General features: G+C 44.0%; 10 protein-coding genes, 1 tRNA gene and 1 rRNA gene. All 12 read left to right on the top strand.

The annotated features are described in order from the left end of the window. On the top strand, window positions 1-2,400 hold the full coding sequence (locus KQI91_RS13150; RefSeq protein WP_216393235.1) for a glycoside hydrolase family 2 TIM barrel-domain containing protein: 2,400 nt from the start codon (window positions 1-3) through the stop codon (window positions 2,398-2,400). 236 nt (window positions 2,401-2,636) lie between these two features. Continuing rightward, the gene (locus KQI91_RS13145) at window positions 2,637-5,702 is read left to right on the top strand and encodes a glycoside hydrolase family 3 C-terminal domain-containing protein (protein ID WP_216393234.1); all 3,066 of its coding nucleotides are present in this window, start codon (window positions 2,637-2,639) and stop codon (window positions 5,700-5,702) included. Between the two features lie 12 nt (window positions 5,703-5,714). Continuing rightward, window positions 5,715-6,146 carry a hypothetical protein gene (locus KQI91_RS13140; RefSeq protein ID WP_216393233.1) on the top strand — a complete coding sequence of 144 codons (432 nt, stop codon included), beginning with the start codon at window positions 5,715-5,717 and terminating at the stop codon, window positions 6,144-6,146. A 4-nt stretch (window positions 6,147-6,150) separates the two neighbouring features. Continuing rightward, entirely contained in the window at window positions 6,151-7,620 is a 1,470-nt protein-coding gene (locus tag KQI91_RS13135) for an MFS transporter (RefSeq protein WP_216393232.1), read from the top strand. Window positions 7,621-7,756: 136 nt separating this feature from the next. Then, a complete protein-coding gene (locus KQI91_RS13130; protein WP_216393231.1) occupies window positions 7,757-9,565 on the top strand; it encodes a leucine-rich repeat protein in 1,809 nt (602 codons plus the stop codon). Next, on the top strand, window positions 9,562-10,920 hold the full coding sequence (locus KQI91_RS13125; RefSeq protein ID WP_216393230.1) for an MBOAT family O-acyltransferase: 1,359 nt from the start codon (window positions 9,562-9,564) through the stop codon (window positions 10,918-10,920). Before KQI91_RS13130 ends, KQI91_RS13125 begins: the two co-directional genes overlap by 4 nt. 2 nt (window positions 10,921-10,922) lie before the next feature. Next, entirely contained in the window at window positions 10,923-12,233 is a 1,311-nt protein-coding gene (locus KQI91_RS13120; protein ID WP_216393229.1) for a leucine-rich repeat domain-containing protein, read from the top strand. 132 nt (window positions 12,234-12,365) lie between these two features. After that, a complete protein-coding gene (locus tag KQI91_RS13115) occupies window positions 12,366-13,817 on the top strand; it encodes a family 43 glycosylhydrolase (protein WP_216393228.1) in 1,452 nt (483 codons plus the stop codon). A 148-nt stretch (window positions 13,818-13,965) separates the two neighbouring features. After that, window positions 13,966-14,676: a LytR/AlgR family response regulator transcription factor gene (locus KQI91_RS13110; RefSeq protein WP_216393227.1), complete on the top strand. Its 711-nt coding sequence runs from the start codon at window positions 13,966-13,968 to the stop codon at window positions 14,674-14,676. Beyond that, complete coding sequence (locus KQI91_RS13105) at window positions 14,673-15,986, top strand: ATP-binding protein (protein WP_216393226.1); 1,314 nt, start codon at window positions 14,673-14,675, stop codon at window positions 15,984-15,986. The genes KQI91_RS13110 and KQI91_RS13105 overlap by 4 nt, the downstream gene beginning before the upstream one ends. A 134-nt stretch (window positions 15,987-16,120) precedes the next feature. Next, window positions 16,121-16,208: transfer RNA gene (locus tag KQI91_RS13100), tRNA-Ser, on the top strand. Window positions 16,209-16,554: 346 nt separating this feature from the next. Continuing rightward, a 16S ribosomal RNA gene (locus tag KQI91_RS13095) occupies window positions 16,555-16,771 on the top strand; the annotation flags it as partial.

Below are 16,771 nucleotides of genomic sequence, written 5' to 3'. Positions count from 1 at the left end.
ATGAAAAAAATAGATTTTAACAGAAACTGGACATGTAAATGCCTTACCAGAGATGAAGAACCATATTCCGTGACACTTCCACATGATGCGATGCGGAGCGAGCCACGTACTGCAGAAAGCGTCAGCGAGGGAAACTCCGGCTGGTATCTGGGCGGTGATTACGAATATACGAAACATGTTTTTGTGCCGTCAGAGTACAGCGGCAAAAAGGTTCTTATTGAATTTGAGAGTGTTTACCACAATGCGGAAGTTTATATTAATGGAACAAAAGCAGCGTACAGACCGTATGGCTATACAAATTTTTATGTAGATACAGAAGGGCTTCTGAAATATGAGGCACAGAATGAGATCCGCGTGATCGCACGAAATTCTGATCAGCCAAACAGCCGCTGGTATTCCGGAACAGGAATCTATCGTCCGGTATATCTCTGGACAGGTGCTGAGAAATACATTCCGGTAAATGGGATCAAGATCCATACAGTAAGCTATGCTCCGGCAGTGATCGAGGTTGAGATCAAAACTTCCTGTCCGGGCAAGGTGAAAGTAGAAATCCTGGATGGAGAGCAAAATGTGCTTACAAAAGAAACAGAAAGTACAGGACACCCGTCGGTTTTCCGCATGGAGATTCCGAATGCAAAACTCTGGGACTGCAATCATCCGAATCTTTACACTCTGCGTGCGACATTTGGAGAAGATGTCGTAGAGGAAACGTTTGGAATTCGACTTCTTGAATGGAGCCCGGAAAAAGGCCTTACGATCAATGGTAGGAGAGAAATCCTCCGTGGTGCCTGTGTGCATCACGATAACGGTGTTCTTGGAGCCTGCACTTATCCGGAAGCGGAGGAGCGAAGAGTCCGCATCCTCAAAGAGAATGGCTATAATGCGATCCGTTCATCCCACTATCCATGCTCTAAAGATATGCTGGATGCCTGCGACTGCCTGGGAATGCTGGTGATGGATGAATATGTAGATGTCTGGTATATCCACAAGACAAAATATGACTACGTGAATTATCTTGAGAAATGGTGGCAGCAGGATCTCAAGGACATGGTTGAGAAAGATTATAACCATCCGTCTGTTATCATGTATTCTACAGGAAATGAAGTTGCGGAGACTGCACAGAAAAAGGGAATCGAACTCACCGGCAGAATGACTTCTTACCTTCATAAACTGGATCCGCACAGACCGGTAACCTGCGGAATCAACATTTTCTTTAACTTTTTAAGTTCTATGGGAATGGGCGTTTACAGCGATGACAAAGCAGAAAAAAGTGCGGAGATTGCAGCACAGGAGGCAAAGAAACCGGAAAAAGAAAAGAAAAAACCGGTAGGAAGTGAATTTTATAATACCCTTGCCTGTCTGGTCGGAGATTATTTCATGAAGATCGGCGCGACTCTTCCGCCATGCGACTGGAAAACAAAGGATGCCTATGCAAACATGGATATTGCAGGATACAACTACGGGCTTTTCCGCTATAAACATGACCTTAAGAAATATCCGCAGCGTCTGATCCTGGGAACGGAGACTTTCTGCAAGGATGCGTACAGTTTCTGGGAAATTGCCAAAAAGAATAAACGAATCCTGGGAGATTTTGTCTGGTCAGGATGGGAATATATCGGAGAAACCGGTGATGGTGCGGCTGAATACGAAGACTACAAAGGCAAGATGCCGCACACCAGAATGACGGGAAACAACGGAAGAATCGACCTTCTTGGAAAGCCACGTGCAGAAGCTGCTTACACAAGAGTTGCTTTTGAGCGGGAAACAGGACCGTTTATTGCTGTAAAACCTGTTTATCAGAAGGAGAATCTGCAATTGACCGGCTGGGCTCTGACCAAAGCTCTGGAGAGCTGGTCCTGGGGAGGCTGTGCCGGAGAAAAAGCAGAGGTTGAAGTTTTTGCAAGGGCAGCAGAGGTCGAACTTCTGGTTAATGGAAAGAAAGCTGCCCGCGGCAAAGTAAAGAAATGTAGGACAAAATTCCATATTCCATATGAGGATGGCGAGATCACAGCAGTTTCTTATGATAAGAACGGTCGTGAGATCAACCGTCAGACACTGGTGACAGCGAATGAGGAAACAATCCTTCATATCAAACCGGAACAGGAAACTGTGGAAGCGGGAAGATTACTGTTTGTTCCATTACAGTACGGAGATCTTAACGGAACCTGGAAACCGATGGAGAAACATCACCTGAAAGTTATAGTAGAGAATGCGACTCTTGAAGGTCTGGGAAGTGCCTGCTCCTATGTAGAAGGTAACTATGCACAGGATACAGTTGATACTTATTATGGTGAAGCAATGGCTGTAGTCCGTGCCGGAGAAACCGGACCGGTAAAGATCACTGTCTCCGATGAAGAAAAAACATATACATGTGAGATTCCGGTTACAACACAAAAATAAATCATCTATAGGCAATATAGACAAAAACAAATATCACAATTTGTGCAAGATTTCCTAAAAAATTTTGTTTGTGAAAATTCAATAAAAAAATGCTCCCATTTACGGCTGAAAAAGTGCAGTCTGCGAAAAAAATGTGAGCATTTTTTTAAATGTGATAATCTTATGTACATAGAAATTATGGAAGCACCTGAGCGATGAGGCTTGCCTATATTTCGGGAAAGAAAGGAGATATAATCATGAGCAGAAAAAGAAATCTCTGGCGTGGTATGACTACTCTTACAGCGTCTCTTCTGACCGTTTCTGTTGCGGCAGGACCTGTGGTAGACAGCTATCGTACAGACATCGACAAATTTCTTGGAACCAAGAGCAGTGCGATGGTAACAGACAGTACAGACGAGGATCTGTACACATACAAGTCTGATTATTCCAGTACGACAGAACTTCTGGATTCCATTGAGGATCTTGGAGAACGTATGAGTGAGGAAGGAACTGTTCTGTTAAAGAATGAGAATAATGCACTTCCGCTGACAAAGGATGAGACACAGAAGCTGTCCCTTCTCGGATTTTCCAGCTACTATCCGGTACAGGGTGGTGACATGGGAAGTTCCCTGAATGAGAACGAGGGAACAGATGCAGACACTGTAGACTTTGTTGAGGCATTAGCTGCAAAAGGATTCAGCATTAATGAAGATCTTCATGATCTGTACAAGAGCCTGGAATCCGAATTCAAGACAGAAGTCAATATGTGGGGAAGCATCGTGGAATATTACCACATTACAGCACCTTCAACAGATGGCGTATTTGCAAGCAAAGAGCCTTCACAGGAAACAATGGAAAGTGTAGACAGCCAGTGGAAAGATTCCATGGATGATTATAATGTCATGCTGGTAACGATCGGTCGTTCTTCTACAGAGAACGGAACTTATCTTCCGGGTGTAGATGGCGTAGATGCATCACAGGATCTGAACCAGACCGATCCGCTTGGATTAAGTGATGATGAGCGTGACCTGATCAATGCTGCTGTTGAAGCAAAAGAAAGCAACGGCGGTAAAGTCATCGTTATGCTGAACAATGCCAATGCAATGGAGATCGACGAGATCAAAAATAATGATGGCGTAGATGCGATCATGGAAATTGGTTTCCCGGGTGGATACGGTTTCTATGGTGTGGCAGATATCCTTTCCGGAGAGGCAAACCCATCCGGTCATCTGACAGATACTTATGCAGTGACAAATGCCAATTCACCGGCAGCACAGAACTTCGGAGACTATGAGTGGACAAACGCAGATCCGTCTGTAAACATCAATGCAGAAGAAGTTGAAGCAGAGGGCATTTATACAGGATATAAATACTACGAAACAAGATATGCAGATACTGTACTTGGACAGGGAAATGCAGATGCAATAGTAGGAAGCTCCACAGGAAAAGCATGGAACTATGATGATGAAGTATCTTATCCATTTGGATATGGCCTTTCCTATACAACTTTCGAACAGACTCTTAAGAGTGTAGATGTAGATCTTGACAACAGAACTGTAACTGCTGAGGTAGAGGTTAAGAATACCGGAGATGTTGCAGGAAAAGATGTTGTACAGCTTTATACTTCTGTTCCTTATACAGACTATGATGTAGAGAACAAAGTAGAAAAATCAGCAGTTCAGCTTCTGGACTATGAAAAAACAGATATGATCGAGCCAGGCGAAAGCCAGACTGTTACGATCACAGCAGATGCACAGGATATGGCAAGCTGGGACAGCACCTGTGATAATGAAGCAGGTACAACCGGTAACTGGATCCTGGACAACGGAACATATTATTTCACTGTCGGAAATGGTGCACACGAGGCTGTAAACAATGTACTTGCTGCCCAGGACCAGAAGGTTGACGGAAACAAAGACAATGTACAGACATGGGAACTTGGAGATTTTGATTCTTCTTCTTTCGCTGTAACCTTAAATGGCACACCGGTAGAAAATCAGCTTCAGGATGCAGATCTGAACAACTGGATGGAAGACACCGTTACTTACTTAAGCAGAAACGACTGGGAAGGAACCTGGCCGGAAACATACAAAGACCTGACAGCTACAGACGAGATGATCAGTGCTATGGCTGATGACTACAGTGATATCGAAGCAAACGGAGATCCGTCTTCTGTAACCTTTGGTGCAGATAACGGAATGACACTGGCTAACCTGAAAGGTGTAGATGACATCACAGATGAAAGATGGAGTACTCTGATGGATCAGATCACTCTGGAAGAATGCCTGATCCGTACAGGACTTGGTGGAACCAGTACAAAAACAATTGAATCCATCACTTCTCCGGAAGCAATCCAGAATGACGGACCGAACGGATTCAACTCCTATCCTCTTGGACAGTATGCAAACTCCGACGAGTCCACAGGAGATCCTTGTGTGATCGCGGAAGATGATCCGAACCGTGATTACAAGATGGGTGTTATGGCAAATGAAACTGTTATCGGTCAGACATTCAGCAAACAGTTGGCAGCAGAATGGGGCAAAGCAGTAGGTAACTATTCTCTGTGGGCAAATACAGCAATCTGGTGGGGCGTTGGAACAAACCTTCATCGTACACCATATAACGCACGTAACCATGAATACTTCTCAGAAGATGCAGTTCTGACAGCAGGTCAGGGTGCTTCCATCATCGAGGCCGGACATGAATACGGTGTACTGATCGCACCGAAACATCTGGCATTCAATGATACTGAGATCAACCGTACAGGTATTGCCGAGTTTATGACAGAACAGGCTGCCCGTGAAAATGAACTGCGTGGTACACAGTCCTGTATAGAAGATGCAAATGCACTTGCTGTAATGACTACATACAACCGTGTCGGCTGTGTGACAAGTAATGCACATACCGGGCTGCTCCTGAACATCCTTCGTAAAGAATGGGGATTCAAAGGTCTGATGTCTGAGGACTTCATCCAGGATCCTACCTATACAAAGATCCGCATGGCAGTACATAACGGTGTAACCATGACATGTAACACAGGTGACAATACAATGGCAGCTGTAGAAGAAGTATGGCCATACTGGAGTGTAGAAAATGCAAGCCAGAGTGAGGAACTTCTGACAGATCTGAAACAGGCAATGCTGTATCAGAACTATGCACTTGCAAATTCAAATGCAATGGATGGCATGGCAACTACTACACATATTGAAAAACTGAACACATGGTACGACAATCTGATCACAGGTCTTCGCGTCGGATTCGGTGTGCTGACTGTACTCTGTGCAGCAATGTATCTGCTTGGACTGAAAAAGAAAGAGCAGTAAGGAGGAATAACTATGGCTGAAAAGAAAAAAATGGGTGCAGGCCTGGTCTTAAGCGTAATTACTGCCATTGTAACTGTAGCAGGACTGGTTCTGTATATGAAAAACTGCAAAACAAATTATTTTATAAACAGTGGCGTTGATAATGCAATCGTGGCCTGCCTGGCTGTGGCTGCTATCTTTGAGATAGTTATGATTGTGGCTTCTATGAAAATGGGAGCAAAACCGGTACTGGATATACTTCCGGTAGCGTGTGGTGTGCTGACTGCATATGCACTGATCCAGTTCGTTGGCAGCAGAATCGCTGCAATCGGATCAATCATGACTTTTGAGAACAACGCCCAGAATATGGCGGATTTAAAAGGTGCAATCATTGGAATGATCGTATGTGCGGTCGCTCTGATCTGTACGATTATTTCCTCCTTCTTCAAAGTAGTAAAGGATTGATTTTATGAGCAATACAAAGAAAGATTTCTGGAACGGTCCACTGACCGGTTCCAGAATCAAATCAGATGATGTAAAACTTCCGGAGATGTTGATCGGATATTTTATCGGACCGTTCGGAGCACTTCTGGCTTCCGGTATTTTTACCAGTATCCTTCAGAACTACTTTACAGATGTCCTGAAACTGAACCTGACATTTCTGACAACCTTACAGCTGTTTTCAACCATCCTGATCGTGGCAGCAAACCTGATCGTAGGTCAGCTTATTGAACGCACAAGAACAATGGCAGGAAAGGCGAGACCGTGGATTCTTCTGTCAGCCCTGACGCTGTCCATTGCTTCTGTATTGATGTTTGTGGTTCCTTTTGAGGGAACTGCCAAGATGGTATGGATCGCAATTGCGTACAACCTGTTTTACGCAGTCGCTTATCCGATCTACAATACAGCAAACTCCACACTGATACCTGTATCTACGAGAGACAGTAAGCAGCGAGGAGCACTGGCTTCCTTTACCAATGTGGCAGGACTTGCTGTTATGGGTGCAGGTTCTATGGTGTTCCCGATCCTGGTTTCTTTTGCACTGAAAGAGAATCAGCATCTTTGGCTGGTAGCTATGACAGCGATTGCCATTTTCTCTGCACTGACGATCTTCTTACAGTTTAAGTTCACACGTGAGCGTGTAACAGAAGAACAGATGTCCGAGGGAACAGCAGAGGAGAAAACTGTCAAAACTGCTTCTCTGAAAGAACAGCTTTCTGCGGTTACCAGTGAAAAAATGTGGTGGATCGTTATGCTGTTCTACATGGGATTCCAGTGGAGCGGCGCAATGAAAAATGGTTCCATGACTTATTTCTGTAAATGGGTAATGGACAACACCTTCTTTGGAACAGCAGATGCCTGGGGTGCTTCACAGTCACTCTTAAGCATTATGGGTGCGGTTCCGATGGCTGTGGCAGCAGTGGCGATCGTACTTCTCTGTAACAAATTTGGAAAACGTATCGTGTGTATGATTGGTATGCTTCTGGGAGCTGTCGGCGGTGTGATCGCAATCATGGGAAACGGACAGATCGTTCCTGTAGCGATCGGTGTGGCACTGAAATGCCTTGGCTCTGCTCCGGCATGCTACATGATCCTTGCAATGCTTGCAGATGTCATCGATCATATCGAATACAAATCCGGAATCCGTACAGATGGACTGACAATGTCTATTTACAGTTCCATTATGGTAGCTGCGACTCCTGTATGTAACTCTATCTTCAGTGCGATCTTAAATGCCAGTGGATATGACCAGGCAGCAGATATCGCACTTGGTACTGCGGCACAGACAGCAGCAGCACAGACAGCAATCTCTGTCGGATATATCTGGGTAGAGACAATTGCTTATGTGATCTGTGCAGTTCTGATCTTCTTCTTCACGATAGAGAAGGATCTGCCGGAAGAACAGAAAGCGATCGCGGCAAGAAAAAACAATAAATAAAGAGTCTTAAAAGACTGGCAGTATCAGGCGGTCTTCTGGTATAACTAAGGTTAGTAAGCATTAAAGCTGTGCCTTAAGTCTACCGGAAGGCCGCTGTGCATTTATACGATAAAAAATGGAAGGAGGAATTTGATTTATGTACAAAAGAACATGGAAAATGGCATCTGGGATATTCCTTCTTCTGCTGACAGCAGGAATGACCGGATGCGGTCAGAATAACGCGGAGAAAGAAAATCTCTGTCATATCGTTCTGGAAGCCGGAGAAGGCTATCATGTAACAGATCCTGCCAGAACAATAGAATCTGGAAGTGATGTGAGCTTCACGGTTACGTTGGATGATAACTGGCAGTTTATGGGCACAGATTATCATGGTGAGACCGAAATAACAAAACAGGATGATGGGAAAACAGTAAATCTTGTTTTGCATGAAGTAAATTATTCGGAGAGTATCTGTATTCAGGCTGAAAAAGGAAAATATGAGATTACATATGATGCCAATGGTGGAAAAAACATTTCAGGGGATTCAGACAGAGTAAGTATCTGTTATCGTGGTACGCACCAGAGAATCAATACTTCGACCGGAACAGAGCTTTTTTCCAGAGATGGTTACACGTTACTTGGGTGGAATACCAGAGCCGATGGAACCGGACAGTCTGTGGGTCTCGGAAGTCGGATCGCATGGAAAGAAGGACTTGTTTTGTATGCACAGTGGGTCCCATGGACTGACGAGGCAGAGTTTGTGTACAAAAAAGTGTCAGGCTTTGCAGTCATAACCGGCTACACCGGAAAGGCACAGCAGATCTGCATTCCGTCCAGTCTTGGAGGGCTCCCGGTGCGAACGATCCGGGAACAGGCTTTTGCAGATACAGAGTGCAAAACAGTCGTTCTCTCACCGGGGATTCACGAAGTCGAAAAATGGGCATTCAGGAACAGCCGACTGGAACAGCTGTATATTTACGATGATATGGAGAAGATCAGCGACTATGCATTTCAGGACTGCGATATGCTTCGTACCCTGCATATCAATGCGATCGAGGCTCCGGCTTACAGTGGAAATTATTTTGATACCTTTCAGGATAAATATGATCGTCTGCTGGCGTTGAAGGATAAAAAGAAGATTGTTCTGTTTTCCGGTTCTTCGACAAGATTTGGATATGACAGTGCGATGATGGATCAGGCTTTTCCTGATTATGAGGTGGTCAATATGGGAGTTTTTGCCTACTCACCGGCACTTCCACAGCTTGAACTGATCCGATCCTGCATGAAGGAGGGAGATATTCTTCTGGACTCTCCGGAATTTGATGCGGCAAACAGACAGTTCTGTTATCAGAAGGAACTGGATTATGCGATGTTTGCCATGATGGAATCCAATTATGATGCATTTGCTGAACTGGACCTCCGGGAATATACGCAGGTTTTTACTGCTTTCTCTGCATACCAGACGGCAAGACAGGATATGGAACGAAAAAATTACGATGTCCGGGCTTCAGATTATGATGAGGATGGGAATGAAGTGGAGGAACCAAGCTACAATGAGTATGGGGATTATGTCGTATATCGTCCAAATTCCACGAGTGAACAACCGATTTATGGACTTCCGGTAAATTATACAGTAAACGCATTTCCAAAAGAAACGTATATCGATTCTGTGAATGCAGAGTTTCAGAAATTCTTGGATCAGGGAATAAAAGTTTATTTTACCTATTCACCCAGAAATAAATATGCACTTTCAGAAGACAGCACGCAGGAGGAAAGAGCCCGCCTGCATGAATATTTTAAGAGTCAGTTACATGTTCCTGTTATTTCTGAACTTGAGGATTCTTTGTATACAGGAATCTATCTGTATGGAACCGATAATCATTTATCTACAGAAGGGGCACAGATCCGGACCGAAAAAGTGATCCGGGATCTGAAAGAACAGCTTGCGAAGGAGGAGAAGAAATGAACTTTATATCACTGACATTTGTTTTCCTTTTTCCAGTTGTGGTGTTTCTGTACTGGAAGATTCCGTGGAAACACAGAGAACTCTTTCTGCTGGCAGTGAGTTACTTCTTCTATATACGGGAAAGTTCCTGGGCGGGAGGTCTGCTTCTGCTTACAACGGCGGTTACTTATCTGGCAGGAATTGCTATTGAGAAAGGCAGACACAGAAGATCCTGGCTGATTTTTGCGGTGGCTGTGTGTCTGGGACTTCTGATCGGCCTGAAATATTCGGTCCCGCCGGTGGGAATCTCATTTTATACTTTCCAGACAATGGCATATGTGATCGATGTATATCGGGGTGAGATTTCAGCAGAAAAAAATCCTGCAAGTTATGCCCTGTTTGTTTCGTTCTTCCCACAGCTGGTCGCAGGCCCGATCGAGAGGGCGGGGAACCTTCTCGGACAACTGAAAGAAAACCATACAAAGAGCCGGACAGATCTGCTGAATGGTTTCTGGCTGATGCTTCGGGGATTTTACAAAAAAGTCGTCGTGGCAGATTATCTGGCTGTGTATGTTGACAGAGTGTATGCTGCACCGCAGGATGCCGGTGGGATTGGTGCGGTTCTGGGAACCGTGTTTTTTGCCATTCAGATTTATTGTGATTTTTCCGGATATACAGATATTGCAAGAGGTGCGGCACATATGATGGGAATACGGCTTATGGAAAATTTCAGGCATCCTTACCGTGCAGTAAGCATACAGGATTTCTGGAAAAGGTGGCATATCAGCCTGACGCGCTGGTTTACGGATTATGTATATATTCCACTTGGAGGAAACCGCAGAGGATTTGCGAAGAGATGCCGGAATGTGCTGATTGTTTTCCTTTTAAGTGGATTCTGGCATGGGGCATCCTGGAATTTCGTTGTGTGGGGACTGATCCACGGAATCTATATGGTCGGAGCTATGTGTTTCTCACTGCTGAGGAAAGATAAAAAGAGGATTCTTCCTCCGGCGGCCGGATGGATTCTCACGATGCTTCTTGTGGATATTGCATGGGTGTTTTTTCGGGCATCTTCGCTTATCGATGCGTGGCAGATTTTGTTGCAGCCGTTTGTGAATCCTCTGGGCAGCGGAATCACGGAGACGATGAGTTTCCTGGGAATTCAGGGACTGGCGATTCTGCGGCTTCTTGCGACAGGAATTACCTGGCTGATTCTGGAACAGATTCCCGAGGAAATTGATAAGTGCTGTCAGACCAGGAAGGGACTTTGCCTGGTGGCAGCAGGTTTTGTTGTGATGGTGACTGTAATTGAATTTTCATGGCTTGGCATGATGGCATCGGGCGGTGAAAATGCATTTATTTATTTCAGGTTTTAAATATGGATAAAAAAACAGTAAGACGTGTTGTCATAATTGCGCTGGCAGTGTTTCTGGCAGAGCAGATTTTTTTTCTGATCTGTGGTTTTGGGCTGCCTGCACAGTATGGAGATACGTTTATGGGAGAACTGAAAAGTAAATATGAAAGATTAAAGGAAACTCCGGGACAGAGAATCGTACTTGTTGGAGGCAGCGGTGTTGCTTTTGATTGTGACAGCGAGATGATCGACGAATTTTTTCCTTCGTATGAGGTTGTCAACTTTGGCATGTATGCAGGGCTTGGGACAAAGGCGGTCATGGATCTCTCCGAAGCGTATATTCATGAGGGAGATATTGTGATTCTTTCTCCGGAACAGAGTGAGCAGACACTCTCGGATTATTTTAATGGAGAATATATGTGGCAGGCAGCTGACGGAGCTTTTGGGATGCTGCGTCATATAAAAAGCGAAAACTTTGAGGCGATGCTGGGAAATTTTCTGGGATTTGCACTGGAAAAACTGAACTATGCATGGAAGGGGAAAAATCCTCCGACAGACAGTGTATATCAGAAAAAATCCTTTAATACCTATGGAGATATCGATCTGGATGCGTGCAGGGAGAATATACTTCCGGGCGGCTATGATGTGAACCAGAAGGTAAGATTTACAGAAGATGTGGTGCAGCCGGAATTTCTGGAGTATATGAACGCCTGGGCAGAGCGTCTTGAGAAAAAAGGCGCAGCCGTCTGGTACCGATATTGTCCGGTAAACAAGCTGGCAGTGGAAGATGCAGATGATCTGACATCATATGATGCGTTTTTGCGGCAGGAACTGGATTTCCCGGTTGCAGGAAATCCAGAGAACAGTCTCATGGAAGCGGAGTGGTTTTTTGATACGAATTTTCATCTGAATCAGGCGGGGAAAGAAGTAAATACGGTACAGCTGATCCGTGATATCAAAGCGATGCTTGGTGATGAACGGACTGTAAGTGTGGAACTTCCGGAGAAACCACACAGAACGTGGGAAAATACATCCACAGAGACCAGAATCTGGACTGCAAAGGACAGCGAGGCATATCAGGGCGAAGAAATGATCGTGATTCCGGAGAATGTGACGCAGATTGAAGATCATGCCTTTTCGGGCTGTACAGGTCTTAAGATGATCGTACTTGAACAGAAAGATCCTTCGAAGTGTATCGTGGGTCAGCACCTTCTGGATGGCACCAGTGCAGAAATCGTTGTGCCACCGATGTCATCAGACAGTTATAAACGAAATTATTTCTGGTCGGCGTATGCCGGACAGATCCGGGAAAGCACAGATCACGCAGAAAAATAAACCGACCACGCTAAAAAGAAATCTGACGCAGAAAATCATGCTACAATGCAGACATGATAAAAGTGAGACTATAAATTTTGAGCTATAAAATCAGAACTGCGAAATTGAAAATGTGAAATTTGGAGGGAAAACATGAAAACAAAACAGGCTGTAAATCCATACATGCCAAGCTGGGAATATGTCCCGGATGCAGAACCACATGTTGTAGGAGACCGTGTGTACGTTTACGGTTCCCATGATATCTTCAACGGACTGAATTTCTGTCTGGGGGATTATGTATGCTGGTCCGCACCGGTGGACGATCTGGGCAACTGGCGTTACGAAGGATGCATTTACAAAAGAGAACAGGACCCGGCGGCACCGAGAATCCGTCTGACGAACGGCCTTGCAGCACCGGATATGGTACAGGGACCGGATGGAAGATTTTATCTCTATTATTTTATGGGTGGCACAAAGATGATTTCCGTAGCTGTCTGTGATGAGCCGGCAGGAAAATACGAATTCTACGGATATGTAAAATACAGCGATGGCATTGCAATTGGAAAGAAGAACGAACCGTTCCAGTTTGATCCGGGCATCTTTATGGATGACGATGGAAGACTGTATCTGTATACTGGCTTTGCACTGGCAGGAAACCCGATCCTTCTGGATGGTTCCAAACCGACCGAACATGGCCCGATGTGCTTCGAACTCGATCCGTCAGATATGCTGACTGTACTGGATGGACCGTCCTATATCGGAATCGCAGGCGAAAAGGAATCCATCGGAACTCCTTATGAGGGTCATTCTTTCCTTGAAGCAAGTTCTATGCGTAAATTTAATGGTACATATTATTTTATTTACAGTACAATGAACAGCCATGAGCTCTGCTATGCGACAAGCGACAGCCCGGTAAAGGGATTCCAGTACGGCGGCATTCTGGTAAGCAACGGCGATATAGGTCTTGAAGGCGTACCGGATGTGAAACATGCGAGATTTGATACTGGAAATACACACGGCAGCATCATTGAACTGAATGGAAAATATTTTGTTTTCTATCACAGACACAGTAACCGTAAACAGTCTTCCCGTCAGGCAATGGCAGAGGAAATCCGTTTTGAAGATGGTAAATTTTATCAGGCAGAGATGACTTCCTGTGGTTTAAATGGCGGACCGCTGGAAGGAAAAGGAACTTACCCGTCCTATATTACCTGCAACCTTTATGGAAAAAAAGGCACTCGTTTCTTAAGTATGATCAAGCATCCGAAAAAAGGATGTCCTTACCTGACTCAGGACGGAAAAGACAGAGAGTCCGGACCGGATCAGTACATTGCAAATATGTGCGACGGTGCACTGGCAGGCTTTAAATATTTTGATCTCAGCGAAACAAAAGAGGTCAGTGTGAACGTAAAGGGACGTGCAGAGGGTACGCTGTATGTTCGTACCAGTGAAAACGGAGAAGCTGTAGCCAAGATTTCAATCAATTCAGTTAGGGAACTGAAAGCATTCAAAGCTCCGCTTCAGGCTTCTGGCAACAGAGAGGCGCTGTTCTTTACCTTTGAAGGAAAAGGAAGTTTTGACTTTATTTCCTTCACTTTGAAATAAAACTTTGGAATAAAGCTTTGAAATAAAAAGCTGGAATAAAAAATGCATTGTTTCCTGTGCTTTTTCTTGTTATACTACAGGTATTATTATGTATATGTCACTGTGAACGGAATGAACAGTGACATGGAAAAGGCACGGGGGATGAACGATGCTTCGTATTGCAACAGTGGAAGATGATGCGAACGACCTGGAAGCGTTACGAACTCACCTGAGACGATACGAGAAAGAAAACGGGCTGAAATTTCTGATCACAGAGTTTCGGGATGGCGAAGATATCGTGACGGATTATACCGCGGACTATGACCTTATTCTTATGGATATTGAGATGGCTTTTCTGAATGGAATGAAAGCAGCAGAAAAAATCCGCGAACTGGACAAGGATGTCGTCATTATATTTATAACAAATATGCCTCAGTATGCAATTCAGGGTTATAAGGTAAATGCTCTGGATTACATGTTGAAGCCTATTTCGTATTTTTCTTTTTCGGAGAGTATGGGAAGGGCACTTCACAGAGTAAAAGTGCAGGAAAAAGAATTTATTACCATAGCACTGAAAGGTGGCAAAAAGAAACTGGATATTGCACAGATCTGTTATGTGGAAGTACAGGACCATCTCCTGATCTATCATACAACAGAGGGAAGCTTTGTGACCAAGGGGACGATCCGGGATGCGGAAGGTCAGCTGGATGCAAAGCGCTTTTTCCGGTGTAACAGATGCTATCTGGTAAATCTGGAATATGTAGATAATTACATGGGAAGTGATGTCAGCGTCAACGGAGATACGATTCAGGTAAGCAGGAGCAGGCGCAAACCGTTCCTGGACGCATTAAATGAATATTTGAATGAGGTGGGCAAATGAACACAGCAGAGGTGCTAAATACACCAGGGTATTACTATGCCATAGCTTATGCTTTATCCGTATTTGCAATTACAGGTACGAATGAGAGAAAAATCAGAGGATGGAAGCTGGCAGCAGTAAGCTGTGCTCAGTTTGCCCTCCTTTTGTTTTTTATGACAGTGACAGATGGAGTAAGGCAGGAACTGTTTATTCCGTCGATGGTCGTGATCGTGGGACTTCTTCTGGGATATATTTATATCTGTAATGATTTTTCACTCAGGGAGGCTGGCTTTTACTGTGTAAAGGCTTTTATCAATGGAGAGTTTGCTGCGTCTCTGTGCTGGCAGATTTATTATTATCTGACATATACAAGGGGCATGCATGGAAAAGTCTGGAGATGGACAGAACTGGCAATTGCTTATACAGTGATTTTTGCTGTACTTACATTGATCGAGCTGAACCTTAAGAAAGACCTTGAAGAACTTCATATTACAAGAAGAGAATTACTGGTAGTCATTATCATAGCAGCATCTGTATTTGCCATGAGCAATTTAAGTTATCTTGATCAGAATGGTCTGTTCAGTGGCAGCTTTGTCACGGATATTTTTATAATACGGACGCTTGTGGATTTAAGCGGGATCGCTGTGCTGTATGCATATCATATTCAGGTGAAGGAGATCCAGATCCGTTTCGAGAAGGACACCCTGCGGAATATCATGGAGATGCAGTACAAAAATTATCAGTTGTCCAAAGAAAATATTGATATGGTGAATCAGAAGTATCATGATCTGAAACACCAGATCAATCTTCTCAAAACACAGTCTTATACCGGAAAGTCTACGAGCTATCTGGAGAAGATGGAACGTGAGATCAGAGTATATGAGACACAGAACAAGACCGGAAACCAGATTCTGGATGCGGTACTGACAAATAAGGCAATGCTCTGTCAAAATAAAGAAATCGAGCTGAAATTTATTGTGGATGGGGAAGCTTTGTCTTTTATGGAAGATATGGATGTAAGTGCATTATTTGGCAATATGCTGGATAATGCAATTGAGAGTGCTGAAAAGCAGCAGGAGAAGCAGAAACGACTAATCTGGCTCTACGTAACAAAAGAAAAACAGTTTGTCCGTATCCGTACAGAGAATTACTGCGATGAAAAGATTCAGTTCAAGAACGGCATGCCGGTGACAACAAAAAAAGACAGACGAATCCATGGATATGGAATGAAGAGTATAAAGAGTACGGTAGAGAAGTATCACGGCTCTGTTGTAGCGGCACAGGAAAACAACTGGTTTGAGCTCAAAATACTGCTTCCGTCGGGCATGTAAAAGGCATATAAAAAAATATTAAAAGAAATGCAAAAAAAAGTGTTGACAATGTAAAGTGAGTTATGTATAATTAACCATGCGTTTCGAAAAGAAATGTACTTCAAATTGCATAAAGTATTATGAATTCGGAGTCAGGAGAAGTACTCAAGAGGCCGAAGAGGTGCCCCTGCTAAGGGTATAGGTCGGGTAACCGGCGCGAGGGTTCAAATCCCTCCTTCTCCGTTTGGAGTTAATAACTTCTGAAAAAGAAATTAAAAAACTTCAAAAAAGTACTTGACATTCAGAAATGAATGTGATAAAGTAAACGAGTTGCTGATGAGCAACGAGATCACAAAAGAGTTCGAAAAAAGTTTTGAAAAAACTTAAAAAAGTTCTTGACAAACAAAAACGAACGTGATAAACTAAATGAGCTGTCGCAAGAGAGCAAAACAAAGAACCTTGATAACTAAACAGTGAAACACATACGATTCTCGAAAATTCTTTAAGAATCATCATTCAATAGAATGAACTTTTTATAAACAGTAAAAACGAGAGATAGCTAGTTGTTATCTTGAGTGAATCAAACATTTTATCAGAGAGTTTGATCCTGGCTCAGGATGAACGCTGGCGGCGTGCTTAACACATGCAAGTCGAACGGGAAACCTTTTATTGAAGCTTCGGCAGATCTAGCTGGTTTCTAGTGGCGGACGGGTGAGTAACGCGTGGGTAACCTGCCCTATACAGGGGGATAACAACCAGAAATGGTTGCTAATACCGCATAAGCGCACAGGACTGCATGGTCCGGT

The sequence above is a fragment of the Blautia sp. MSJ-19 genome, assembly GCF_018918125.1.
In the GTDB taxonomy this organism is placed as follows: domain Bacteria; phylum Bacillota; class Clostridia; order Lachnospirales; family Lachnospiraceae; genus Blautia_A.
Note: the sequence above shows the minus strand (reverse complement) of the source record. Positions and strands in the feature narration are given on the sequence as shown.